Source organism: Panacibacter ginsenosidivorans, from assembly GCF_007971225.1.
GTDB classification, from domain to species: Bacteria; Bacteroidota; Bacteroidia; order Chitinophagales; family Chitinophagaceae; genus Panacibacter; species Panacibacter ginsenosidivorans.
The window spans coordinates 3,060,739-3,087,147 of sequence record NZ_CP042435.1 but is presented as its reverse complement, the minus strand read 5'-3'; the positions used below and the strand labels follow the sequence as shown (position 1 = coordinate 3,087,147).

19 protein-coding genes are annotated in these 26,409 nt (G+C 39.5%); 9 read left to right on the top strand and 10 right to left on the bottom strand.

Going from position 1 to position 26,409, the window contains the following annotated elements; translation table 11 throughout:
* Positions 1–121 precede the first annotated feature (121 nt).
* From FRZ67_RS13010 to FRZ67_RS12995, 4 genes are all read right to left on the bottom strand, one after another.
* Positions 122–1,216, bottom strand: coding sequence for a hypothetical protein (locus tag FRZ67_RS13010; protein WP_147189981.1), 1,095 nt, complete (start codon positions 1,214–1,216; stop codon positions 122–124).
* 24 nt (positions 1,217–1,240) lie between these two features.
* Complete coding sequence (locus FRZ67_RS13005; RefSeq protein WP_147189980.1) at positions 1,241–2,209, bottom strand: zinc-dependent peptidase; 969 nt, start codon at positions 2,207–2,209, stop codon at positions 1,241–1,243.
* 3 nt (positions 2,210–2,212) lie between these two features.
* Positions 2,213–3,484 carry a DUF2130 domain-containing protein gene (locus tag FRZ67_RS13000; protein WP_147189979.1) on the bottom strand — a complete coding sequence of 424 codons (1,272 nt, stop codon included), beginning with the start codon at positions 3,482–3,484 and terminating at the stop codon, positions 2,213–2,215.
* Positions 3,485–3,770: 286 nt separating this feature from the next.
* Entirely contained in the window at positions 3,771–3,974 is a 204-nt protein-coding gene (locus FRZ67_RS12995) for a hypothetical protein (protein ID WP_147189978.1), read from the bottom strand.
* A gap of 222 nt (positions 3,975–4,196) precedes the next feature.
* On the opposite strand from FRZ67_RS12995, the gene rpoN reads away from it, so the two are divergent.
* Positions 4,197–5,693: an RNA polymerase factor sigma-54 gene (gene rpoN, locus FRZ67_RS12990; protein WP_147189977.1), complete on the top strand. Its 1,497-nt coding sequence runs from the start codon at positions 4,197–4,199 to the stop codon at positions 5,691–5,693.
* Between the two features lie 27 nt (positions 5,694–5,720).
* Complete coding sequence (locus tag FRZ67_RS12985; RefSeq protein WP_147189976.1) at positions 5,721–6,371, top strand: hypothetical protein; 651 nt, start codon at positions 5,721–5,723, stop codon at positions 6,369–6,371.
* 117 nt (positions 6,372–6,488) lie between these two features.
* On the opposite strand, the gene FRZ67_RS12980 is transcribed toward FRZ67_RS12985, so the two are convergent.
* Positions 6,489–7,385, bottom strand: a complete 897-nt coding sequence (locus FRZ67_RS12980; protein WP_147193217.1) for a TIM barrel protein — start codon at positions 7,383–7,385, stop codon at positions 6,489–6,491.
* A 110-nt stretch (positions 7,386–7,495) separates the two neighbouring features.
* Positions 7,496–9,667, bottom strand: a complete 2,172-nt coding sequence (locus tag FRZ67_RS12975) for an outer membrane protein assembly factor BamB family protein (protein ID WP_147189975.1) — start codon at positions 9,665–9,667, stop codon at positions 7,496–7,498.
* Between the two features lie 381 nt (positions 9,668–10,048).
* On the opposite strand from FRZ67_RS12975, the gene FRZ67_RS12970 reads away from it, so the two are divergent.
* The 3 genes from FRZ67_RS12970 to FRZ67_RS12960 all read left to right on the top strand — a co-directional run bounded on the left by FRZ67_RS12970 (position 10,049) and on the right by FRZ67_RS12960 (position 16,624).
* The gene (locus tag FRZ67_RS12970) at positions 10,049–13,810 is read left to right on the top strand and encodes a DEAD/DEAH box helicase (RefSeq protein ID WP_147189974.1); all 3,762 of its coding nucleotides are present in this window, start codon (positions 10,049–10,051) and stop codon (positions 13,808–13,810) included.
* Between the two features lie 279 nt (positions 13,811–14,089).
* Positions 14,090–15,172 (top strand): aromatic ring-hydroxylating oxygenase subunit alpha, encoded by a 1,083-nt coding sequence (locus FRZ67_RS12965; RefSeq protein ID WP_147189973.1) that lies wholly within the window; start codon positions 14,090–14,092, stop codon positions 15,170–15,172.
* Between the two features lie 9 nt (positions 15,173–15,181).
* Entirely contained in the window at positions 15,182–16,624 is a 1,443-nt protein-coding gene (locus FRZ67_RS12960; RefSeq protein ID WP_147189972.1) for an APC family permease, read from the top strand.
* 95 nt (positions 16,625–16,719) lie between these two features.
* Here the strand turns inward: FRZ67_RS12960 and FRZ67_RS12955 are convergent, their stop codons facing one another.
* Both FRZ67_RS12955 and FRZ67_RS12950 read right to left on the bottom strand, forming a co-directional pair.
* Positions 16,720–17,169 (bottom strand): GNAT family N-acetyltransferase, encoded by a 450-nt coding sequence (locus FRZ67_RS12955; RefSeq protein ID WP_147189971.1) that lies wholly within the window; start codon positions 17,167–17,169, stop codon positions 16,720–16,722.
* Positions 17,170–17,280: 111 nt separating this feature from the next.
* Entirely contained in the window at positions 17,281–18,129 is an 849-nt protein-coding gene (locus FRZ67_RS12950; RefSeq protein WP_147189970.1) for an alpha/beta fold hydrolase, read from the bottom strand.
* A 281-nt stretch (positions 18,130–18,410) separates the two neighbouring features.
* Here FRZ67_RS12950 and FRZ67_RS12945 point away from each other — a divergent pair, with 281 nt between their 5' ends.
* The gene (locus FRZ67_RS12945) at positions 18,411–19,775 is read left to right on the top strand and encodes a BatD family protein (RefSeq protein WP_158638366.1); all 1,365 of its coding nucleotides are present in this window, start codon (positions 18,411–18,413) and stop codon (positions 19,773–19,775) included.
* A gap of 150 nt (positions 19,776–19,925) precedes the next feature.
* Here the strand turns inward: FRZ67_RS12945 and FRZ67_RS12940 are convergent, their stop codons facing one another.
* A complete protein-coding gene (locus tag FRZ67_RS12940; protein WP_147189968.1) occupies positions 19,926–20,633 on the bottom strand; it encodes a response regulator transcription factor in 708 nt (235 codons plus the stop codon).
* Positions 20,630–21,607, bottom strand: a complete 978-nt coding sequence (locus FRZ67_RS12935; protein ID WP_147189967.1) for a sensor histidine kinase — start codon at positions 21,605–21,607, stop codon at positions 20,630–20,632. The genes FRZ67_RS12940 and FRZ67_RS12935 overlap by 4 nt, the downstream gene beginning before the upstream one ends.
* Positions 21,608–21,713: 106 nt before the next feature.
* Between FRZ67_RS12935 and FRZ67_RS12930 the strand changes: the two genes are divergently transcribed.
* From FRZ67_RS12930 to FRZ67_RS12920, 3 genes are all read left to right on the top strand, one after another.
* The gene (locus FRZ67_RS12930; protein ID WP_147189966.1) at positions 21,714–23,054 is read left to right on the top strand and encodes an MFS transporter; all 1,341 of its coding nucleotides are present in this window, start codon (positions 21,714–21,716) and stop codon (positions 23,052–23,054) included.
* A 169-nt stretch (positions 23,055–23,223) separates the two neighbouring features.
* A complete protein-coding gene (locus tag FRZ67_RS12925; protein WP_147189965.1) occupies positions 23,224–24,177 on the top strand; it encodes a carbohydrate kinase family protein in 954 nt (317 codons plus the stop codon).
* Positions 24,178–24,337: 160 nt separating this feature from the next.
* A complete protein-coding gene (locus FRZ67_RS12920) occupies positions 24,338–26,281 on the top strand; it encodes an amylosucrase (protein ID WP_147189964.1) in 1,944 nt (647 codons plus the stop codon).
* The last annotated feature ends 128 nt before the right edge of the window (positions 26,282–26,409 follow it).

The following is a 26,409-nucleotide window of genomic DNA, read 5'->3' as shown; positions in this document are numbered from 1 at the left end:
TTCTTATCCAACATGTGAACGTATAAACATGTAAACAGCTGAAACTATTTCTTCTGTACAAGAGTGCGACGCAACAATGCTTAATTATTATACAACGGCCGGGCTCAAAAATTGCTTTTTATTAATCATCAAACTTGCTTTTTGTTTTAGGTATATGCACAAGACTTTTGCGCAGTGTTTGTTTTAATTGTGTTTTTACCAGCTGCCCCATTGTTTTGCAGCGCAAAAAAGAAAGCTCATGAAAATGATCGGCAAGCTCTACGCGTAACTGGTGTATTTTTTCGTAGCTTGAAATATCTGCACTGTTCATAATGTCGAGCAACTCCATAACGCGATACCTGGATGAAACCAGGCGGAACGTCATCATGGTACGCTCTTCGGCCTGGTACTGTGCAATAGACTCGAGGTCCAGATGCTTTAGCACAACATCTACAAAAGGTTTATTCTCTTTAAAAAATTGTGGCAGGTATAAATTTTTACGGCCTTCATAACACTGCTGATCAAAATCTATGGCACGTATGCGATACTGAAAATCTTCATCAATATCTGGTGTAACGTTTATTACGAAATTATAGCTGCGCATATCGCCCAGCAACCGCACAAAACAGCGTTCATTAAACTTTACAAACTCTTTGGCAAAGCGAATGATATTTGTTTTACCATCATGCAGCTGCTGTTCTGCAAACACGTCGCCGGGGATACCGGGGATATGTTCTTCTACCAATGTATCATGATGTGTAAGAAATGTAATTCGGTTGGGAGATAAAAGATGTTCAAGCTCCAGCCCGTATACACGGCTTGCATCTGCCTGTTTTATATAATAATGATCGTGGTTGTCATTGAACTTATTTACAATGCGTATGCGAAATGGCTGACTGTTGCCAAAGCTGCAGAAATCTATGCGTGCCACATCGAGGTGACTGGTAAAACTAAGATCGCCTTCCGTTTTAAGAATGGCGTATATCTGCACAAGACTATCACGCAGGTATTCCCATTCGCGCATATCATAAGTAACCGTTTCCCATAATGAAGGTTTACCGCTCTTATCTTTCAGTGGTAATGAATAAGTGAAGCGTAAAAGATCTTTATAAGCGGCAGGTAGTTTTACTTCGCGGCCATATTTTTTCAAATAGCTGCGTAGCCTGTTGTTTACATGAAAGATAGGCTTCTTCCTCGATGGACGTATGCTACCAATTTCTTTTGCTGTTTCGAACATGAAGGGAAATTACAACTTCGCGGGTTATATGGTTAAAACCGGGTTGGTTTTATTTAGCGGATCCTGGTTTAATAATTCTTTCAGGTTTTCAAAAAGCTCGGGATAGCATATTTTCATTGCTTCCGGTCTTTCAAAAAATAACTCTATGCTTTCTGCCCAGAATTCCTGCAAATTTTTATAAGCATTATCAGAATAAAGTATTTTGTGCTTATGTTTAAGTGCATAAATATCTTCACTTTCTTCCATTACTTCTGAAAGTTCTTTGATGAATTCATTCTTCTTACTTTTGTTTACTATCACCTGTTGGTAGTATAATGCATGCGCCATCTCGTGTAATCCAACATTCACACCATCATGATCATCTTCTATACCCTTAAGAAAATGGTTCCATGCCACGGTAATAATATTGCTTTCCACATGACCTGCCAATACACGTAATGCATTCGGATCGTCTGCAAAATATTCTTCCGCGTGTATTCGAATGTATTGAAACCAGGGAAGCTCAAATTCCCTTAGACCAAAGGTTAGCTGCACAGCAGCAGCAGCTAATAACACAGGCACATCTTTATATGCTTCTGTACCGGGAATTACAAATGTTTTCAGCGTTATAAACCTCTTCACTCTTTTTTCAAAAGATTCTTTCATTTCCGGAGAAAGCGAAATGTAATAAGGAAATCGTTTCGTAAGTATCTTCTTTATGTCTTCATCGCTTATGTCGAGTTGCTGACCGTTATAAACATATATATCCTTTAAGCCGGTTTCGCCTGCAGGTATTTCTCCTTTTGGCTGAATACGGGAAGATGGTTTTAAAATCCTTGAAAGTTGCAACAACAGCAGAAAAATAACTATGCCTATAAAAATAAATATTTCAGCAGCCCCGCCAATTGAAGCATTTATTTCATTGTTATGGCTAAAGCCCTGCAAGGCCTTGCCTGAATAAACCGGAAGGTCTTGAATTTTAGCCGGGGTTGAAAGATGTACTGTATCAGACATAGATCAATCTAAAAGATCTGGCTCATTATCTTCGAGTAAATTAAGGTTAACAGCATCTGCGCCTGCAATACCCTCAATTGAACCTTTTATATGAGCTGCATTTAGTAATACTTTTTCCAGTTGTTTTTCACGGGCTTTCCATAATTTCTCCATGGCATCCCGCTCTTTTTGTATGCTTAGTTTCATGCTCATGAAACCTTCCCGAATAGCTTTCCATTGCTCTCCAAATTCATTGCCTATAAGATAATCGTACAGCATTACCATTTTATCGCCCCTGTTTTCCTGGCTCTTCTTCGTATCGGCAATTTTTAAAATAGCATTTCTTAACAATAAAGCTACACTTCTTACTTCTGAAAAGGAGCATATATATACCCCATTCTTTTCGCCAAACCTGTCCATATCTTTTGGAAAAGCCTGCGTCACAATAACGGCTACATCCGCACCTAAAGTGCGCATATCATGCTTTAATTTTTCTATCCAGTCGCCGCCAAAATCTTTAGTACGTTTGCTTTCATAAATGATCTTTCCTGCCTCACTGCCAAATTGGTTACGAACGATTTGCACACAATCGGCACCCCTGACACCCTTACCCACTTCTTGTACCTTGTCAAACGGAAAAGTTGACTGCAATATTTCCTCCAGTAATAATTCCTGCGCCTCTCCCTGCAGCTGCATGCTGCCCTGCTCCGCTTTGCGTTTCATCTCATCAACCAGTTTTTTCTGGTCTTCGATCTGCTTTTCCATTTCCCGCATGCGCAAATTATATTCCTGCTCTTTCAGGCTCATTCTTTCCTGCTCTTCTTTTTGCAATTGTTCTTTCATCTTCCCTCTTTCTGCCATCAACTGTCTTTGCAACTGCAATTCCATTTCAGATTCCTTCTCTTTTAATGCCTTTTCTCTTTGCAAAAATTCCAGTTCTTTTTTGCGGGCCTCTTTTAATTTTTCCTCATTCTCTGCAGCAGAATCTTTTAGCATTCGGAATTGATTCTCATAATCTGCAGACAAAGATTTGCGGATGGATTCTTCCATGTACTGATTCTTTTTCTTCAATTCATCATCAAGTCTTTTTTGAAAGCTATCTTCCTGGAATTGTTTCTGCCGTGCAAAATCTTCTTCTTTTCTGCGCAGTTCTTCCTCCTTTGTTTTCTTATAATCAAGCATTTGCTGGCGCAATTGTTGTTTTTCCTTTTCAATAGATTCCTTCAATTCATCGTTCAATGCATCTTCCAACGGAAATTCAAAACCACAATTAGGACATTTTATTAGCGTAGCCATCGGCTTATTTTTTCACAAATTAATCGGAAGCGGTTAGATAAAAAAGCAAAGATTTTTGATGCCGGCTTTGGAATTTCAGGCAGCTGAGGTTGTGTCACTCACTTGTACGTCTGAAACAATTTTGAGCAATGAACAATAAATAATGACAGACTCATAGAAACTCTTTGTCTATTCTTTGCTCTGTTGCCTTTCTTGTTTCAGTACAAGAGTGCGACGCAACGAAGCTTAATAGCCGTAATAATGCCGGCTTATAAACAATATCATACGTGTGTAATTATATACCCATTTAGTGTGGCGCAGGAAAAGAATAGTTGGTTGTCTTTCCTTCCATGGCATCGCAATACGGAACGGATCCAACCCTGAATTTAACGGGAAACTTTACGATTTTCTGCACCTGGATTTCCTTTTTGCAGAAAAAACCAAGGTTGGAAGCATAATAATCCTGTGCCAGCAAACGCATTGGAACGATTTTTATACTGTCTTTTGACATTTTGATTACACGAAATGCAGTATCATTGCGCCGCTGAGCATTTGCAGCTATACTACTGTATAAAAAACAAGTAAGAAACAAACAAATTAGTTTCACGTTTATGTTAAATGTATTTGTATGTAAATTTACGGCGTTCAGTAAAGAAAGGTTGTTAAAGGCACAGTTATATTATATTATTGAAAAGCGGCACCATTTAGGTATTGATTCGGAGAGATTTAACCTATGGCATTAAGTCAATCGTTACAACAAAAGTTATTACAGAAATTATCCCCCCAGCAGATTCAGTTAATGAAGCTGCTGCAGGTTCCTACTGCCCATCTTGAAGAACGTATAAAAGAAGAACTGGAAGAAAACCCCGCTCTCGAACAAGGCGAAGAGGACCATGATGAAGATTTTGACAGCGACCTGACCGGTGAAGCAGAAAATTTTTCTGAAGACGGTGATAAAGAAGAGTTAGATGGCAGCCAGGACGAATACGAAAACATAGACATAAGTGAATATGTTTCTGACGGTGATGACGATATAGCCGATTACAGGACAAGGGACGACAATTATCCCGAAATGGATGAGCAGAAAACCCTGCCGCACAGAGTTGAAACCTCCTTTCACGAATCTTTGCTCGACCAGTTGGGTATGCTTTCACTTGACGAAAAAAATTACAAGATAGCAGAACAAGTGGTTGGCAGTATTGATGATGATGGCTACCTGCGCAGAGAACTTTCCTCCATTGTTGATGATCTTGCTTTTCGCCAGGGGGTAGATGCAACGGAGGAAGAAATAGAAGAGATTATTAAAAAGATACAGCATTTCGATCCACCTGGCATTTGTGCAAGAGACCTTAGAGAATGTTTATTACTCCAGCTAAACCGTCAGCTCGCCGAAGGAAAAGATGTTTATTTAGCTATACAGGTACTCGACAAATACTTTGATGAGTTTACCAAAAAACACTACGAAAAAATACAGCGTGGCTTAAACCTTAGCGACGAGGATCTCAAAAATGTTATTGGTGCTATTATACGTTTGAACCCAAAGCCCGGTGGCAATATGGGTGAGCTTAACAAAGCAGAAAGCTATATTGTGCCTGACTTTTTTATACTTAACAATAACGGCAAACTGGAGCTTACCCTTAATTCCCGCAACGCGCCTGACCTGCGCATCAGTGAAGGGTACCGCGACATGCTGAAGGAATACGACAAAGGAAGCAAGAAAGACAAACGCCAGAAAGAAGCCGTGCTTTTCATAAAGCAAAAAATAGATTCTGCCCGCTGGTTTATAGACATGATCAAACAGCGGCAACACACTTTGCTTAGCACCATGAGTGCCATTATGAACTACCAGGAAGAATTCTTTCTTACCGGCGACCAGACCAGCCTGAAACCAATGATCTTAAAAGACATTGCAGAAATTACAGGCCTGGATATTTCCACAGTTAGCCGTGTGGCCAACAGCAAATTTGTGCAAACAGAGTTTGGTACATACCGTCTTAAATTCTTCTTTAGTGAATCACTTAGTACAGACAGTGGTGAAGAAGTAAGCACAAGAGAAGTGAAAAAAATTCTCAGCGACCTTATAGAAGGCGAAGACAAAAAGAAACCGTTTAGCGATGAGCGCCTTACCGAACTGCTGCAGGAAAAAGGTTATAATATTGCACGCCGCACGGTAGCTAAATACCGCGAGCAATTAAATATACCGGTAGCAAGATTGAGAAAGGAATTATAAGTCTTAAAAAAACGGCAACCAAGATTTATGCAGGAAGTATCAGCCAATAAAAGTATTAGTGTTTTTACAGTTACAGCAAAGATTTTTTCTTATATTTTTCATCCGCTGTTTATACCAACCTATGTTTTCTTTTGGTTGCTCATTCGTTTCCCATACCAGTTTGGGGGCATTACACCAATGGCTTTGTTTGCAAGAAAGATCACTGTATTCTGGATGACAGCTTTCTTCCCGGCATTCTCAGTTTTCCTTCTATGGCGTTTGAAGTTTATAGATAATATAATGCTCAGAACGCAAAAAGAACGTATTGCGCCTTACATGATCACTATGATCTTTTACTGGTGGATGTGGTACCTCAGTCGCAATTTCACAGACCAGCCCATTGTACTCAGGTTCTTTTTTCTCTCCATATTTTTTGCCACAATTCTTGGTTTAGTGCTAAACAGTTTTTTTAAAATAAGCATGCATGGTATGGGTGTTGGCGGACTACTTGTTTTCGTACTCATCACCAATTTTTATTACCAGACTTTCCTCGGTATAGATGTAGCCATCGTTACACTTATCACCGGCATTGTTTGCACCGCCCGCCTTTTACTGAGCGAACATGATAATTTCGAAGTTTACAGCGGGTTACTTATTGGCGCACTCTGCCAGTTAATAGCCTTTTGGGTTTCCGCGTAATTTTCTGGTTATCAGCTTTTGCACTTTGGGCAACTTCGTTGTGTCACTCACTTGTACGTCCGCAACTAAAATGAGCAAGACAGTAAATCAATCGGTAAAGACTGTGTAACAGTGATTTTATTTGCCGGCTACAGCAAACTTATTTTTTATAAGATAATCCTGGCTTTTTTTAATGGCTTCAAAAACATCTGTTGCAACCACATCCATTTCAATAACCATCCATTCTATGTTGGGCTTTGCGGCAGCAGCTATCGCCGGAATATTTTGCGTGCCCTTGCCAAGTGCTACCATCGGTTCCGGCTTATCTGCGGAAAGTGAAGCTGTATATTTTGCGGGGCCATCTTTCATATGAAGGTACTTTGCCCTGTTGCCAAACTGTGTAATAATTTTTGCAGGGTCGTGGCCCGCTACTTTTACCCAGTAAGTATCTATCTCGAAGAATATGTTGCTGTCAACTCCTTCCAATAACCATTCGTACACAAAACGGCCGCCTACTTTATTGCGGTATTCCCACCAATGGTTATGCAGACCAAATTCCAAACCATTGGCTTTGGCAAATTTGCCGGCCTCGTTGTATATGCCAATGAGCTCTTTGGTGCCTTCTAAGCTACTGTAGCGCTTATCTTCGGGCCAGCCATGCCAGATCATACGTTTACAATTATATGCTGCTGCAGTTTCCAGCATGGCGGTTTTGCTTTTTTCATCAACCGGAATTTCTATATGGCTTGAGCATACTTTTAACCCGGCATCTTTTATATATTCTGCCGCCTCTTTTACCGTTACATTTTCAGTCCAAAAAGCGGTTTCAACGTTTTGTATGCCAAGGCTGGCTAAACGTTTAAGCGTTCCGGGTATATCTTTAGCCAGTTCGTTTCTTACAGTATATAACTGCAATGCAATAGCAGGGCTTATTGCGGCTGGTGCAGCAAAACCGGTACCCGGCAATACAGCTGTTCCCACAGCTGCCATGCCACCTACTTTTAAAAAAGAACGGCGGGAGAATTTTTCTTTCATACACTTACTTTTTAGGCAATTAGAAACATTTAAGATAGGTTATTTTCAAACAGTACAAGTGTGCGACGCAACAGCAGATGCCATAAAAAACAAAAGCCGGGTACCAAAAACTATTTTGCATCCGGCAATGCAAATGCCACATAACTATCGCCGGAATGCTTGCCCAGTTTACCGCCACCACAGGCAATTACAAGAAATTGTTTGCCATTTACCTGGTACACTGCAGGTGTGGCATAACCACTGGCGGGCAGATCAACCTCCCACAACAGTTTGCCGGTGCGTTTGTTAAAGGCACGCATTTTTGAATCGCTGGTAGCAGCAATAAATACAAGCCCGCCGGCTGTAACAGCAGGTCCGCCATAATTTTCTGTTCCTGTATGAATGCCTTTTGCTTTGAATTCGGGAACATCTCCAAGTGTGTCTTTCCAAATAAGTTCGCCGGTGCTGAGGTTAATGGCATTCAATGTACCCCATGGTGGCAGAACTGCGGGATAACCTTCTTTGGTTAAGAATTTATTGTAGCCGGTAGCGCTGTATGGCATTTTGTTCCATTCATCATCAGGGCGAACAGGAACAACAAATTTTTCTGTTTGTTTTGATTTGAGATCGAGCACAAAAGAAGCCAGCGCTTTTTTCTCACTCTCTGCAAGTTGATTGAACGCAGGCATCATTCTTCTGCCTGAAGAAACAAGTTGCATAAATTGTTCTTCAGTATATTTTTTACCTGCACCGATAAGCGTGGGATTGTTGCCACCGCCTTGTCTTTCGGGACCGTGACAAGCCATACAGGTTGTGGTGTACAATCTTTTACCAGCCTGCAAATTTGTTTCAGCAACAACAGGTTTATCTTTCAGGTCAACCATGGTAAGCACCCATGGCATTTCGCTTGCATTAATGTAAAGAATACCTGTTTCGGGATCAACAGCCGGACCGCCCCATTCGCCGCCGCCATCGTAACCGGGAAAAATTACCGTTCCTTCTTTTGATGGTGGATTGAAAATAAATCCAGTTTTATATGAAGCGAGTTTTTGCTTGATATCTTTATAAGAAGAATCGGGAACAAGATTGTTGAGGTCTTTTTCTGTTAATGATTGCCTCGCAAAAGGCAAAGGCAATGAGGGAAATGGTTGTGTAGGGTTTGGCTTTTCGCCAACCAGTTCTGTTGCTGTTGGCACTTGCTTTTCTTCAATTGGATAAATTGGTTGTCCTGTTACACGATCAAACATAAAAACAAATGCACTTTTTGTTGGTTGAATTGCTGCGTCAATTTTCTTTCCATCTTTTGTAATGGTTACAAGTGCAGGCGCCATAGGAAGGTCACGATCCCAGATATCATGATGCACTGTTTGAAAATGCCAGATTCGTTTGCCGGTGTTTGCATCTAACGCAAGTAATGAATTCGCATAAAGATTTTGTCCTGTTCTTTTACCGCCATAAAAATCATAAACAGAAGAACCGAGTGGTGCATATAAAATTCCGCGCTCTTCATCCAAACTGAAGCCAGACCAGCAATTGGCGCCACCAACATGTTTGTAGGCTGTTGAATCATCCCATGTTTCAAAACCGGGTTCCCCGGGTTGTGGTATCGTATGAAATATCCAGCGCAGTTTTCCCGTGTGCACATCATATGCTCTTATATGTCCCGGTGCTGCAGGCATTTCTTCATTTACGCGATCACCAATAATAATCATGTCTTTATAGATCATTCCGGGCGTTGTTGCTGCAACATAAAGTTGTGATGCATCAAAGCCAAGATCGTTGTGCAGATCAATTGTTCCGTTATTTCCAAATGTTATTACAGGTTTACCTGTGTTTGCATCTATGCAAAATAATCTTGGTCCTGCTCCATAGAAGATTCTTTTATCGTCTTTTCCATCTGTGTAGTAGGCAACGCCGCGACAAACATTCATCATAAAATAATAATTGCCAAAAGCTTTTAGTTGTACAGAATCTGCGGATGGATCGAAAATCCATTTCTGTGCACCTGTTCCTGCATCTAATGCAAAGAGTTTCAGCTTTGGCGAAACTCCATACAACACACCATCAACCATAATGGGGTTTACCTGAATCTGTGTTCCTTTATCAGAATCATGCGTGTGATATTCCCACGCTACCTGCAATTGCGTAACATTATTTGTGTCGATCTGTGTCAATGATGAGTAGTGATTGTTCTCTTTATTGCCGCCATACACGCCCCATGTATCGTAAGCTTTTTCCGGCTTTGATGTACATGAAGCAACAAGCAGCATAATTGATAAAGCCGGCAGAAATCGCAGTGTCATTTTATTTTGGTTTTATGAAAAGTTTTATGAACCCAGCAGTCGAATGTGCATGAGGCTTTGGTTGCGTCGCACTCTTGTACCGAGGACCGGTAGTCGTCAATCGGGAATCGCAAGTTTGATCTTTCTTTACTTGCGATTACGACTACCGACGTTGCTCAAAATTGTTCCGAACGTACAAGTGAGTGACACAACCAAAGCTAAATGAAAGAACAGAAACCGTGGCCAAAAATGATTCTTAACAAACATTTCATGCCCAAAAGATTTATTTCATTTCTACTTCTGCCAATAATTCCTTTACTTTTGCAAATTGCCCTTTTCTGAACGTTTGTTGTTGTTGGATGCACATAAAACAGCCTCAAACTGTAAACTATAAACTCATAGATGGCTCTACCGCATTTAGTTAAGTACATATACAATAACGGCACAGATGAAGTTATACGCCGTGGAAAGAAAATACACGCAACAGGCAGCGTAGAACTGATTGAGCACGATGACCTTTTAAGTTCTGTAACCTTTCGTGTAAAAGATGATGCCTACTCTACTTATTATAAAGTTTATATTAATAAGTTCAAGGATGCAAAGACATTGTCTATACGTTGCGGCTGCCCCTATAACTTAGGTGAAATATGCCGGCATGAAGCTGCTGCTTTGTTTCAAATGCAGGAGATGCTTGACAAAAATTTATTCGGCGAAAAAGAACCAGAATATAATCAGCGTCATACCGTAGTAAAAATGAAGCAGCTTGAGCTGAAACTCATCAGGCTGCTTACTGCTCCTGAATCTTATACAGAAGCCGAAGATTATTTGCGCAGCAATAAAGCAAATATTACCGAAGCCGCAAACGAACGTGTGGTTGCAGACCTTGAATTTTTTGGCAGTGAGTATAAAGTTGTGATTCAAAAAAATGAGGAAAGGAATTTTGATACCAGTTGCACCTGTCATGCAGATTCATCTCATCCGCTTTGTACACACAAGACGATCGTGTTACTGCAATTACTAAATGCATTCGGTCCCAATTATTTTGATACCATTCGTAATCTTGATAAAGAAAAAAATAAACTGCTTGCCTTATATGGTTACTCAATGGATGATGACATAAAAGGTAAATTTGAATTTACTTATAAAGAAGGTAAACCTTTTTTGCGTGTACTGGACACTTCTATAAAAAGAGTTGTGTTACCCGCTCAACCATTAAGGCCAAGACCAGTTGTTGAAGAAACGATAACCGCAGTTGCAGAAGAAGAAGAAAGCATAAACAAATCCAAACTAAGGCTGGGTGTGGTTTTCAGCTACAATGCGCACCAGTATCCTTATATACAAATTGATGCGATACAAGGTGAGACCGATGAAGAAGGAATTTCTTTTGCTGGCAAGGTAGAGAGGCTTGATCTTACAAAATTCATCAATACTGATATTTTAGAAGAGAATGATAAGACGTTAGTACAGCAATTGCGTAAACTACTTCCCGGTGAAGTAAGCCGCTATCTGAACCGCAATTCACCATTCAGTGGAATATGGGAAAATATTATTCAGCAGCATGATGATGAATTGCCTGAAGAAACAAGACATTTAATTGCAGAATACCTGCAACCGAAATACAAAAAAATATTTAGCGATCTTGCAGAAAGCAATTTTGTTTTCTTTTTGCCACCACGCAAAAGTTTTCAAACTGCTAATCTCGAAAAAGGAAAATGTTCCGGTACTTTTTTATCGCCGGAGTTTTCTGTTAAGTTGGTAAATGATGCATATGAAGTAAGCTGCATGGTTAAATTACCGGAAGGGCCTTACTCTGTTGCCAGCAATGAATTGTCTTCTTCTTTTGTTTATAAGTTTCATGACAACCTGTATATGTGGCAAAAGCAGGAAGACGCGGTATTGGTAGAAAAATTTTTACCATCAGGTAAGCTCGTTATTACAAAAGAAGACTGGAACAAACAGCTTGTTGAATTCCTGTTACCCCTTTCAAAAGAATACAATGTACAATTCACCAATGTACAACGCGAAGAAATAAGAGACGAAAAACCTGAAGTAAAAATATTGTTGAGAGAACGTGGTGATTATTTGTTGTTTCAACCTGTATTTAATTATCGCGGCTACGATGTAAAACCAGCCGATAAAGAAAAAATTATTCTTCCGCTGGTTGACAAGTTGCTGGTGATCCACCGCAATACTATCGCAGAATCTGAATTCATAGATAAGATTGAAAATCTTCATTCTTCTTTTATACGCCCCGAAGAAGGAAATACGCTTGCCTTAAGGGGTACCGATGTTTTAAAAAATAACTGGTTCTTTCTTTTTTCTGATGCTGTAAAAGAAATGAACATACCGGTATACGGTTATGAAGCATTAAAGAATTTTCGCTTCAATACAGCAAGGCCATCTACTAAAATTTACATCAGCAGCAACACTGACTGGTTCGATGCAAAAATTGATATTCATTTTGGCGAACAGAAAGTAACGGTTGCAGATGTAAAGAAAGCGCTTGCCAATAAACAACAATACGTGCAATTGGAAGATGGCACATTGGGTATTTTGCCTGAAGAATGGATACGCAAATATTCATTGTTGTTCCGCGTGGGAGAAGGCAAGGTAGGCAACATGAAGCTGAGTAAATATCACTTCAGCATCATTGAAGAATTATACAATGAACGTGATGAAGAAGAGTTGTTTGTAAAGCTGGAAGAGAAATATGACAAGCTTCGTTACAATCATTCTATTGAAGCGATAGAGCCTCCTGCACATTTAAAACCTGTATTACGCCCTTACCAGTCTTCTGGTTTTCAGTGGCTTAATTATTTAAGCGAAGTGCATTGGGGTGGCATTCTTGCGGATGATATGGGTTTGGGTAAAACCATACAGGCATTATCTTTCCTGCATCACCTGAGGCAAAAGAATGGAAAACTGAAAGCATTAGTTGTTTGTCCAACTACATTGATGTATAACTGGGAGAATGAAATAAAAAAATTTACCCCCAATCTTACTTATTATATACATCATGGCGGTGCAAGAACACATGACACATTACTTGATCCTACAATTGATGTTATCATTACCACTTATGGCACATTGCGTAGCGACATCAGGCAGTTTGTTGATGTGCCGCTTGATTATGTAATACTTGATGAAAGCCAGGCCATCAAAAATCCGTCAAGCAAAGTTGCAAAAGCAGCAACCTTATTAAATGCAAAAAACAAATTGTGTTTAAGTGGTACGCCACTACAGAATAATACATTCGATATTTATGCGCAGATGAATTTTCTTAACCCGGGCATGCTGGGCAGTATGGAATTTTTCAAGCATGAATTCTCTGTGCCGATTGATAAGTTTGGAGAGAAAGAACAGAAAGAACATCTGCGCAAACTCTTGTATCCATTCATTTTGCGCAGAACAAAAGAGCAGGTAGCAAAAGATCTTCCTGAAAAAACTGAAATGATACTCTTCTGCGAAATGGGTAAAGAGCAACGTGATATTTATGATGCATACCGAAATGATTATCGTGATAAGATCCTTGGTGTGGTGGAAGAACAGGGAGTACAAAAATCTCAGCTTACTATTTTGCAGGGCTTAATGAAGTTGCGGCAGATTTGTGATAGCCCTGCTATCATGAAAGATGAAGAAAAATTTCCGAATGTTTCTGTAAAGCTGGAAGAAATAGGCAGAGAGATCACAGAAAATATCAGCGATCACAAAGCACTGGTATTCTCTCAATTCCTTGGCATGCTGGCGCTCATCAAAGAAAAGCTCAATGAACTTGGGGTGGCTTATGAATATTTTGATGGCAGCACCTCAGCACCGGAAAGGCAACGTGCCATTGACCGCTTTCAAAACGATCCTGAATGCCGCGTGTTCCTGATCTCATTAAAAGCCGGCGGCGTGGGTTTGAATTTAACTGCAGCTGATTATGTGTACATCGTTGATCCATGGTGGAACCCTGCCGTAGAGCAACAGGCTATTGATCGTACACATCGCATTGGGCAAACGAAAAATATTTTTGCATACCGCATGATCTGCAAAGACACAGTTGAAGACAAGATACTTTCGCTGCAGGAAAAGAAACGTTTACTAGCAGCAGATCTTATTACAGATGATACGGGATTTGTAAAGAGCCTTACAAGAGAAGACATCGAATACCTATTCAGTTAATTCAGTCATTTTATTTATTTGAAGCCGGTGATATTTATGTTACCGGCTTTTGTATTTTATGGCATCGCCTGTTGTGTCACTCACTTCTGCGTTCTGAAAAATTTCATCAGTCAAAAATGAAATGTCAAATTTTATTAAGCTTTCACTTTTGACCTTTATCTTTTCATTTGTTGCTTTACTTCCTTAAGTACAAGAGTGCGACGCAATCAAAGCCAAATAATAATTCTACCGCCGGGTTCATAAAACAAATCCGCTATCTTTAGTCAAACGATCCTGTGTATGTCAGCATTTTTTATTGACCCCAACATAGCAAAAGCAAAAACAATAGACACAGATTATTACACAAGCCAGCATTACTTTAATGAATCAAAAGAAAAAATATTTGCACCATCCTGGCAATTCATTGGTGACACTGATCTTGTAAAAGAAAATGCATCAGCATATCCATTCACTTTACTGGAGCATTATTTAAATGAACCTTTGTTGCTTACAAAAGATAAAGATGGCGCATTGCGTTGTATGAGCAACGTGTGTACACACCGTGGCAACCTTGTCGTGTATGAGCCCTGTAAGCTTAATCAATTGCGTTGCAAATATCACGGACGCTTATTTTCACTGGATGGAAAATTTATTTCTATGCCTGAGTTTAAAGAAGTAGAAAATTTTCCAACAGCGGCTGACAACCTTCATCCAATGCCCTTATTTCAATGGGGTAGATTATTATTCACCAGTTTAAATAATATAATACCTGCAGAAAATTATTTTAAAGAAATGATCGATCGTGTTGGCTGGTTGCCGATGGATAAATTGGAATACCGTTCTGATCTTTCCAAAGACTATCATGTAAAAGCAAACTGGGCTTTATATTGCGAGAATTACCTGGAAGGCTTTCATATTCCATTTGTGCATGCTGGTTTAAATGCCGTTCTCGATTTTGGTGAATACACAACAGAAGTATTTCGCTATTGCAATCTGCAATTGGGCATTGGAAAAAAAGGTGATGTATGTTTTGATCTTCCAGAAGAGTCTGTAGACTATGGCAAGGAAGTAGCAGCATATTATTTCTGGGTCTTTCCAAATATGATGTTCAATTTTTATCCATGGGGTTTGTCACTGAATATTGTACAACCACTTGGTGTAAGTGAAACAAAAGTTTCTTTTCTTACTTATGTTTTTGATGAAAGCAAACTCGGAAGCGGTGCAGGCAGCGGGCTTGATGAAGTAGAACATGAAGATGAAGAAGTAGTAGAGAATGTACAAAAGGGAATTCGTTCCCGTTTCTACACACATGGCAGGTACGCGCCAAAGAGAGAACAGGGCACACATCATTTTCATTCATTAATTGCTGAATTCATCCGGTAAAACAAATAAATGAGTTCAACACAATCCCTCAACCGTACCATTGGATTTTCTACAGCAATGTCCGTTGTTATTAGTGGCGTAATTGGCTCGGGTATTTTTATGCGTCCGGCTGAAATGGCCGGCCTGCTTGGTTCTCCCTTACTAGTGCTTGGCACATGGGTTATCGCCGGAGTTTTTTCCGTCTTTAGTATCATGGTGCTTGCAGAGATCGGTGCAATGATGCCTGCAACAGGTGGTCAGTATGTGTTTATGGAAAAAATGTATGGCGACTTCTGGGCATACCTGTATGGCTGGGCAAATTTTGCTGTTATCAATACCGCATCCGGTGCCGGTATTACTTTTATTTGTGCGCAGTATGCACAGTATTTTTTTAAACTGCCCCGCTTTTCAACAGAAGTTGAGCAATCAGTTGTATTGCATGTTCCACTGATCGGAGATATATTACCGCTTGAAGATTTTGGTGTAAAAATGCTTACACTTTTACTTGTGAGCATATTTTCTTTTATTGCTTACAGAAGTACTAAACTTGGTGGCAGGGTGCAGGTATTTTTTACAATTGCAAAAGTGCTTGCCATTATTTTGCTGGTAGGTGGGCTGTTTTTTTCCGGCAAAGGAGATGCCTCAAATTTTATTACCAGTGCACCTTCCATTGAACCAACAGGGTTTGTACTACTACTGGCTTTGGTGGCGGCGTGTAATGGTGCATTGCAGGCATATGATGGCGCTTACCAGATCGTATATATGGCCGGCGAAGTAAAGAATCCCGGCAAAACTTTACCACGCAGTTTAATACTCGGGCTTTTTATCTGCATGATCATTTATATGCTGATCACTGCAGCAATGATGTACATATTGCCTGTGCAGGATATGGCTGTATCGAAGCTTGTAGCATCAGATGCAGCGAAAGTTGCATTTGGTACAATTGGCGGTGGTATTATAGCCTTGCTTATTTGTTTATCCGTTCTCGGCGCAACAAATTCAACAATACTGAGCGCTCCACGCCTCACTTTTGCCATGTCAAATCACAGGAATTTTTTTTTATGGGCAGGTAAGATCCATCCTAAATTTCAAACACCCGGCAAAGCCATTATGTTGCATTTGGTGTGGATGATATTTATGGTCATCAGTGGTTCCTTCAACATACTTGCAGACATGTATATTTTTATCGTTTGGGTTTTTAATATTATGCTCATGTATGGCCTGTTTATTCTCCGCAAAAAAATGCCTGGTGCAGAACGGCCTTATAAAGTGTGGGGTTACCCCTGGATGCCAATACTTGTAATACTCTTCAACGCTTTTTATTTGATCGTAATGCTATACAACGATATCAGTAATTATATCAACGGCAAAACGCATATCATGAATTCGGTATTTGGTCTTGTACTTACCGCTACAGGAATTCCGTTGTACTGGTATTTTAAAAAGAAATACAAAACCAAAGAAGCCGTGTAATTTTTTATGGAGCCTGGCTTTTGTCTTCGGTGGCTTCACCTGTTGCGTCGCACTCTTGTACACTAAACCTTTTCGCAGCAATACTGAAGACGAGATCATAACTTCTTTTCAAAGCAAATGCTGTTCTCAACATTTAAATACTGACCATAATTAGGGATATTAACATAACCACTTTTGTTGTACAATGAAATTGCTTCAGGCTGTTTCTTACCTGTTTCTAAAACACATTTTGAATAGTTTAATTCTTTTGCCCATCGCTCAAGTTCAGCAAGCACTTTTGATGCAATGCCTTTTCCACGCTGCTCCGGCAGAACATACATGCGTTTTACTTCCACTGTATCCGGCGCAAATTCTTTTATAGCGCCACAGCCAACGGGTACTCCATTTTCATAAGCAACAATTGCATGTTTTAGGCTGGTTATCTTATTGAACTGATTATAAAAAGCATGTTCCTCGCCATCAATGATTGCAAGGTACGTATCAAGTTCTTTTACAAGTGTTATAAAGTCTGTATTTACTGAATCTGTGCGGAGTAAAGTGAACATAAAATTTTGTTTTTCATGCCAAACAAATATGTCTGCAATAGTTCGGAACAATGAAGTGAGTGACACAACAGGCGATGCCATTTGATAAACTGCTGGCTTCAAAAAAATTCTCTAATTAAACCTTCCGAATTGCTCGATCTTTCTGTACGGTTGTACAAAAAAATTATGCACCGTTTCATTAAACTGGTCTTTGTAAAAAATAGGTGTGGAGTGCCCTGAGTTTGGCAAGATCCACAAATAAGATTGCGGAATATTATCTGCTATAAGCATAGTATGCTTTGGAAGCAAAACGTCATGATCGCCGCCAATTATCAATGACGGACATTTTATGGTTGCGAGTTGCGCCAGTGAAATGTGTGGCTCAAACGATAAAAGATGAAGCAACTTTAATTGATGTTTTACTTCCGGTGTTTGTTTCATTTTGGAGGCAGAATCATTCATTTGCCGCGCCCAGTTATATACCCAGGGATCAACTGCTGTGGTATCTGGTGTAAGATTGGCGCCGGTAACAGCAAGCTTTTTTACTTTATCGGGATGACGGATGGCAAGCAACAAACCATTGATGCCCCCATCGCTCCAGCCGATGACATAACAGGAATCGAGATGCAAAGAATCAAGCAATGCATTAAGATCATCCGTCATCATTTCATAACTCAATGAATCGCCGTCATCAATTGACTTGCCTTGTGAGCGGCTATCTGCAAGAATTACTTTATAATATTTTTCAAAATAGGGAATCTGATAAAAAAAATTATTGATAGAGCCGCCATTACCGTGAATGATAAGTAAAGGTTCTCCTTTGCCATAGGTTTCATAATACATATTAAATCCACGTATTCGTATGTATTTACCTGCCTCTTTGTTTCGTCCATAGATAGTAGTATCAAAAGGTGATTGAGCTCTGGCAGATAAAGTAGCAAGCAACAAAATAATTACTGCAAGCAAATTTTTATTTCTCATGTTTATTTTATTTGCTTAAAAATAGGAAATTATAAAAGAGGCAGCGCCATTTTATTAACTACACAATATAGCAGTTCATAAAAGTTCCGAACGTACAAGTGAGTGACACAACAACCGATCCCATGAAAAGTAAAAGCCTGCAGCCAAAACATTCTTCCTGCTTTAACCCATCATTAACCGGATTGTAAAAAATACCTGAACAGTAGTATATACTTTTGTGTTCTTATAAAATGAAGAGCAGGTTTACTATATTATTGATCTGTACATTCCGGTGTATTTTCTTGTGGGCACAACAGCCGCCTGCGCAATTGCCTTCCCTGCTTGACGATGGCTACCAGTCGCCAGTATTGAAAACCGGTGAAAGCCCTGAAACTGTTATGCGCAAAAGCATTTATGTAAAAGCATTTGCAAGCAGCAAAAGCGTGTATACCGGCGAGCCTGTAATGGTTACCTATAAATTGTATGCGTCTATTTTTTGCAGGTCGCGTGTAAATAAACAACCATCATTTAATGGGTGCAGTGTGATGGAGCTTTCTTACTCAGGCGATCCTGATATTGAAATAATCGACGGCAAAACCTTTCATGTTTTCACGGTAAGAAAGCTGCAGGTAATACCATTAGAGGATGGCCCGCTGCATTTGGGAGAAGTGGAGATAGAGAACATTGTTCCGTTTATAACTGCGGATAAGCAACAGGATAATTTTTCTATGACCAGCCGTAATGAACCATTGATCATAGATGTAAAACCATTGCCGCTAACAGATAAACCAAAAGATTTTTCGGGCGTTGTTGGAAGCTTTACCATGCAGGCAAACGTTGACAGCAATAGTGTACCTGTTGGTGATAATGCAACACTGAACATTACGATAAAGGGTAGTGGTAATTTTACAGGTATTCATGTTCCTGCTATACAATGGCCACATGGCACAGAGCATTTTGAAGTTTCAGATACGCAACATGTTGACCAAGATAATTATCCAGTTGAAGGGGATAAAACTTTTTCTATTCCTTTCATTGGGGCTAAAGAAGGAAAGGCCGCAATCGGACCAATAAGTTTTAATTTTTATGACCCTTCCACAAGCAGCTACAAAATATTAACTACGGAAGTTCCGCTAACGTTTACAAAAACAGTAAGCAGGGATGAGCAGATGCAGGATGTTGTGCAGGAAGATGTGGGTAACAGTAAATATTTATGGATCGTTGCCGGCATAGCCGCAGTAGTTATTGTTACACTAATGGTTAGCATGCAATTGAAAAGCAGGAAACAATCTTTGCAGATAAAAGAAAGCGTCATTGTCCCAAAACTGGAAGCCGTTGTTGCTGAACAAAAAGATTATGGTATAGAAATATTGTCTGCTTTAAACAGGTTAGGCACTGTAGAAGAGGATAAAAAGTTTTTGGCTGCTGCCGGATATTTACTTATTGCAAGTTTGCAAATAAAACTTGGGGCGCCTGAAAATGCCACAGCAGATGAACTAACTGAACTACTGAAAAAGCATGATAACACAGATCTTTCAAGAACCTGTAGTAAGATCTTTGCAGACTGCAATCGCAATCTTTATTCCCCCGATGCAGAAGAAGGCATCAAAGAAAAAATTTATTTTGAGTTAAGCGCGGTTATAAAAAAACTCTTTCCAATAACATAAGTTTTTACTTATTGGGGCGCAAAGAAAGAGAGTAATTTTTTTGATACCAGCTACAGCATTTCATAGCATCGTCCCTTGCGTCGCAATCACTTCATCTGTGTAACTTTTGGGTACAGAAAATCAAGTGGGTTTTCGAAGCCTCCCTTGGGTTTACTCCGTAAACTTATACCCCATGCCTCTTACTGAATGGAAATGTTTTGGATTGCGGCTGTCAGGTTCAAAATATTTTCTGAAGCTTAGAATAAAATTATCGATGGTTCTTGTGGTAGGATATACGTTATAGCCCCAAACCATTTGCAATATCCTTTCACGGGTTACAACCTGGTTCTTGTTTTCGATAAGCAGTTTCAGCAACATGATCTCCTTTTTACTAAGTTCAATTTTTGTATCATTCCATGTTGTTGCAATCTGCGCTTTGAAGTTTATTTTATTACCGCTGAATGCATAATCATCGCCAATCGTTTCTTTTACCTGTATCTTTTTATTCTTGTCGATGAGTTTTTCTACACGCAATAATAATTCTTCAAGATTAAAAGGTTTAGTAAGATAATCATCAGCGCCTTTCTTTAATCCCAACACTCTGTCTGCCCCGGTATTCTTTGCGCTTAATATTAGGATAGGCACATCATTTTGCTGGAGCCTTATATTCTCTGTAATGCTGATGCCGTCTATACCCGGGAGCATAATATCCATAATTATGAGATCGAAGTATTCATTTTGCACAGCTTTCAATGCTTCATTCCCATCGAAAGAAGAAGTCACTTCATAGCCTTCAATTTCAAGATTCAGCTTCAACGCTTCATGAAGATTCTCTTCATCTTCTACCAATAAAATACTCAACTTATTTTCACTGCTCATATTACAGGTATAGTTACGGTAAATACAGATCCAACGGGTTTGTTATCTTCTACACTTATTGTTCCTTTATGATCTTTCACGATCCGTTTGCAAAGATACAAGCCAAGACCCGTGCCTTTTGTTGTTCTTACCGATTCATCGCCGGACCGGTAAAATTTATCAAATATTTTTTTCTTTTCTGAGGATTGGATCCCTGCACCTTCATCAATAACCTTTAGTACCGCATTACCATCACTATACAGCTTTACCCAAACAGGCTTATCTTTTGACGAATACTTCAACGCATTTTCAACAAGATTATTGATGAGCATTTGAAGCAACATTAGTTCTCCTTCAATAAAAATATTATTTGTCACTTCCGCTTGAATAGTCCGGGTGCGAAATCGTTTTGTAAAATCGGCTATCGCCTCTCTGGTTATTGCACTAAAATCAACACGCTGTTTGTTTACAATATAATTTCCCGATTCAAGTTGCGAAGCAACAAGTATATTATTCGTTAACAGGTTAAGCCTGTTTGTTTCATCCAGCGCAAGAGAGATGAGTTTTTCCTGCTGTTGTTCATCCAGTTTTCGCTTTTGAAGTGTTTCAAGATTAAGTCTCGTTACAGCAATCGGTGTTTTCAATTCGTGCGTAACTGCCATCATAAAATTCTGTTGCTGTTGAGACAATCTTATTTGTTTACGCGTAGCACGATAGACAAAAACAGCACCCAACAAAATCAACAATAAAAATGTGCTGCCTTCTCCAATATATTGTGCAGTCTTTCTTTCTCTTTCCTCCTGTAGCTGAGTTATTTTTTGTGTGTACGAAGGGTCGTCCTTATTTAATTCGCTCAAACGATAAGAATACATCAGGTCGTTCTGTTGCTCAAGCGAAATAAACCACCACACCAACGCAGCAATAATATAGATGAGCAGAAACCAGTAAACAAGGGTAATGAAAGCAAGTCTTTGTTTTCGTAATCTTCTTATCATGCCGTATATTTATTCACCGCAAACGATTGCAACCAATACACAAATGTATAACTGTATTTTGTTTTTGCTGATTCGCTAAATTTAGTGTCCCCAATAACGATCGCTTATGTCATTTTTTAAGCCCCGGCTAAGCTTCATGCAGATCATTAATATGAATGTCGGGTTCTTTGGCATTCAGTATAGTTTTGGTTTGCAGCAAAGTGCAGTCAATCCTATTTACGATTTTCTTGGTGCGCATCCTGATCAGATTCCCATACTTAATCTTGCCGGACCGATGACAGGTCTGCTCATTCAACCCATCATCGGTGCAATGAGCGATAAGACCTGGCATCCACGATGGGGTCGTCGTAAACCATATTTTTTTATTGGGGCTTTATTCTGCAGCCTTTGCTTGTTTGTGTATCCATTCAGCAGCAGTCTTTGGATGGCTGGCGGTTTATTGTGGGTGTTAGATGCTGCCAATAATACAGCAATGGAACCTTACCGAGCATTTATTGCAGATAAACTTCCTTCCGATCAATTGGCAACAGGCTTTTTAACCCAAAGTTTTTTTACAGGGCTTGGTATTACACTCGCCAATATTTCTTTGTTTGTTTTTCAAAAAGTAACTTATCTAAAACAAATGCATGGGCAAATACCTTACTGGGTATTTGCATCTTTTTTTCTCGGTTCTGTATGTTCTATTTCATCAGTGTTATGGTCTATCACAAAAACGCCTGAAATCCCACCAACAGAAGAGGAACTCGCTAAACTAAGAGCAAACAAGCATAGTATTCTTGATCCTTTCACAGAAATTCCACACGCTATAAGAGACATGCCTAAAGTAATGTGGCAGCTTGCGTTGGTTTATTTGTTTCAGTGGTATGCGTTGTTCTGTTATTGGCAGAACGCAGCAAAAAGTATTGCTCAATCTGTTTGGAAAACCTCCCCGTCAAAAGATCCTACACTTTACCAGGAAGCTGTGGGATGGGCCGGACTTGTAAACGGTTGGTATAACATTGTAACATTTGTTTCTGCATTCGGGCTTGTATGGTTCACAAAAAAATTCAGCCCAAAACTTGTGCATATTGTTTGCTTGTTTATGGCTGGAGTAGGCTTACTTATCTTTCCTCATGTCGAAAACAAATATTTACTCTTTGCTCCCATGACTGGCTTTGGCATTGCGTGGGCGAGCATGATGGGCGTTCCTTATCTTATGGTCGTAAACAATATTCCAAAAGAAAGATACGGCGTATACATGGGCATCATCAACATGATGATCGTAGTTCCAATGATATTACAAACAACAACATTCGGCTTTGTGTTAGATCATTTTCTTGATAATGATCCGGGCAAGGCAATCGGTTTTGCAGGAGTATTGTTGTTATTGGCTTGCGGCGCCACAATGCTTATCAAATCTACAAAGCCAACAGATGATATAGTAATGCCCGTTGGCGGAGGACATTAGAAAAGATTATGAGCCAAACAACAGATGAGGCATTAAGCATCCGTTGCGTCGCACTCTTGTACGTTTAGTTCTTTATTCATCATTACGAAATTTAAACACGTTACAAATCAACAAATCGTAAACGTGTTTATAAAACCCTCCCCTTACCAGGGGAGATGGAGGGGGCCTTATGAAAAAAATACTCTGCATCGGTGAAGCATTAATAGATATGATCTGCGTTGACAAAGGCAAATCATTATCTGAGGGCAATAACTTTTTAAAAAAAGCAGGTGGCGCTCCAACAAATGTTGCAGCCGCCGTTGCTGCATTAGGCGGGCAAGTAGAACTTGCTGCAAAAGTTGGTATTGATCCATTTGGTAAACACCTGATAGATGTAATGCAATCTTTTGGTGTATCAACAAAATGGATGCTGCAGGATGAACACTACTTTACAACGTTTGCATTTGTATCATTAATGGAAAATGGCGAACGTGATTTTTATTTCAATCGTGGTGCAGATGGACAATTAAGCAGACAAGAAGTAGAAGGCATTGACCTTGATGAATTTTCTATTATTCATTTTGGTTCTGCAACAGGTTTTTTACCCGGGCCATTACAGGCTGCTTATGCAGGTCTTATGCAGAAAGCATTACAGCAAAATATTTTTATCAGCTTCGATCCAAATTACAGGCACCTGCTGATAAAAAATGATACGCAAAACTTTGTTGACCAGAGTTTGAATTTTGTAGAAAGTTGCCATTTCTTTAAAGTAAGTGATGAAGAGGCAATGTTGCTTACCGGTAAACCAACATTGGAAGATGCGGTTCATTCATTGTTTCAAAAAACAAACGCGGTTTTTACCATAACACTAGGAAAGGATGGAACAATGCTTTGTTTAAATAATAAAACTGTTATTGTACCAAGCATTGCAGTAAGCCCTGTCGATACAACAGGTGCAGGCGATGCATTTGTTGGTGCTGTGCTTTACCAGTTAAGAGAAAAGTCATTGACAGAAATAAGATCAATGGACGAAGAAGCATGGAAAGCAATTGTTGCAAATGCAAATAAAGCCGGTGCGAGAACCTGCGAATACATGGGCGCTATGGAGGCATTCAAACATTTAAGCAATGATATTTTTAAGTAATCGCTAAGGCGGAAAGGCGGAAAGAAATTTTGCTATATTCTCTTAGCATCTCTCCGTCTTTGGTTTAAAAACAGTCGCTCAAAGTTCTGAACGATGAAGTGCTTGCGACGCAACAGGCGATGCTATAAAAAACTCCTGAAGGTATTATAAAAGAAAAGGTATGTACGACTACAAACTTCATGAACACATTAATAAATTACTGCACGCCGAAACGGATATTGCAGGTAAAGACAATTTGTTTTATACACGTTTTCTAGCCAATGCATCGGCGATAAAAGAATTGTATGATGAATTGTACACGCAGCATTCGAATGGCGCTGCGGCATTTGATAAAATGTTGCAAACAATTATTGCTGCAAATACAAATCGTGCAGAGGTTTTAAAGCAAAGAGATCTTGTAAAGAGTGAAGAAGGTTATTGGTTCTTGTCGAACAAGATCGCAGGTATGAGTTTGTATGTTGATCGTTTTTGTGGCAGTTTAAAAAGGCTGGGCACAAAACTTTCTTACTTTGAAAGACTTGGTATTAATTTTTTGCATTTGATGCCTGTATTTGAAAGCCCCGCAAATGAAAGTGATGGCGGATATGCAGTAAGTAATTTCAGGAAAGTTGATGAACGTTTTGGAACACTTGGTGACCTGAAAGCTGTGCAGGAAAAGATGCTGAAAAAGGGCATGTATTTGATGATAGATATTGTACTTAATCATACATCGCACAGGCATGAGTGGGCGCAGAAAGCAAAGGAGGGTGATGCATATTACCAGGATTTTTTTTATTTCTTCAACGACCGCACATTGCCTGATGAATATGAGAAAACAATGCCGGAAGTCTTTCCTGAAGCGGCTCCGGGAAGTTTTACTTATGTGCCCGAATGCAATAAATGGGTGATGACAGTGTTTCATAATTATCAGTGGGATCTGAATTATCGCAACCCCGAAGTGTTGGTTGCAATGCTTGATACAATTTTCTTTTATGCAAATCTTGGTATTGATATTATCCGCATAGATGCGCCGGCTTTTATCTGGAAAGAGATCGGTACAACTTGTCAGAATTTACGTGAAGCACATACTATTCTTCGTTTGCTGAAACAATGCGTGCAGGTGGCAGCACCAGGTGCCGCATTACTTGGTGAAGCGATCGTTGCACCAAAAGAGATCATGAAATATTTTGGTACAGGTTCATATACTGCAAAAGAATGCGACTTTGCTTACAATGCTACGCACATGGCATTGCAATGGGATGCATTGGCAAGTGGCAATACAAGAGTGATGCTTGCGGCGCAACATGAAATTTTGAAGAAACCACATGGCACGTCGTGGATTACGTATACACGTTGTCATGATGATATTGGTTTGGGTTATGATGACTACATGATAGAAAAAGCAGGCTTGAATGCTTATGAACACAGAACATTTTTGAAGAATTTTTATTCAGGAAATTTTCCCAACTCTCCTGCAAAAGGTGCGCTGTTTGCAAGTAATCCAAAAACGGGTGATGCACGTATCAGTGGTTCGCTGGCTTCTTTGTGTGGATTAGAAAAAGCGTTAGATGATAAAGATATTTATCATACAGAATTGGCGATAAGAAAAATATTACTGATGCAGGCGCATAGTTTTTTTCTTGGTGGTGTGCCAATGATTTTTTATGGTGATGAAGTTGGTTACACAAATGATTACTCTTATTTAAAAGATAAAGGAAAAAGCTATGATAACCGCTGGATGCACAGACCTGTTATTGATTGGGAAAAAAATAAACGCATCGAAACAAAAGGAACAATTGAAGAACGTATATTTTCCGGAACTCAGCATCTGCTGAGTATTCGCCGTAAACTGAGTATTGTGGCGGATCACAGCAACATTACGTGGCTTACACCGCACAATATTCATATTGCTGCATACATGCGCGACTTTGATGATAAACGAATGTTCTTTGCATTTAATTTCTGTGCAGATGTTGTTTTTCTTACATGGTTTGCATTCAAAGAAAAAAATCCTGCGCCTGCAAGGTTGTACGATCACTGGAGTAAAACATATTTAACCGTTGGTGGTGATCATGAATATTTAATCATGGAGCCTTATAGCTTTTATGTTTTAGAACCGGAATAGGATATTTATGTACCATGCAAAAGAATAATAATAAAGCTTTCGTTGCGTCGCACTCTTGTACGTCCTGTTCAATATTGATCTGAACGCTGAAGTGAGTGACACAACAGGCGATGACATAGTAAACCGAA